The organism is Polaromonas sp. P1_E3, from assembly GCF_056405935.1.
The window spans coordinates 1-546 of sequence record NZ_JBFUBD010000850.1; the positions used below are offsets into that span (position 1 = coordinate 1).

General features: G+C 56.0%; 1 protein-coding gene. It reads right to left on the reverse strand.

Going from position 1 to position 546, the window contains the following annotated elements; translation table 11 throughout:
- Nucleotides 1-546, reverse strand: a 546-nt coding sequence (locus AC1D0Z_RS23935) for an AAA family ATPase (RefSeq protein WP_477660592.1), incomplete at both ends; no start/stop codon positions are given.

Genomic DNA, 546 nt, shown 5'->3' on the forward strand with positions numbered 1-546 from the left:
ACTTGATCAGGTCTTCAGGCTCGACATCCTTGAAGGCCTCCGTCAGGMTGCGGGCCTTCTTGCTCTTGACCGCCGCGCCAAAACCAATTCCGGAAGCTTCGGTCCGGTTTTCGATGACTTTTTCAAGACCTGAGAACGCACCGCCGCAAATAAACAGGATGTTCGTCGTGTCCACCTGCAGGAAGTCCTGGTTGGGGTGTTTGCGCCCGCCCTGCGGAGGCACCGAGGCCATGGTTCCCTCAATCAGCTTGAGCAGCGCCTGCTGCACACCCTCGCCCGACACGTCGCGCGTGATGGAAGGGTTGTCGGATTTGCGGGAAATCTTGTCGATTTCATCGATATAGACGATCCCCTGCTGGGCGCGCTCAACTTCGTAATTGCAGCTTTGCAGCAGCTTCTGGATGATATTTTCAACATCCTCGCCGACATAACCTGCTTCGGTCAGCGTTGTCGCATCAGCCATTACAAACGGAACGTTGAGCGTACGCGCCAGCGTTTGGGCCAGTAAAGTCTTGCCGGAACCGGTGGGGCCAATCAGCAAAATAT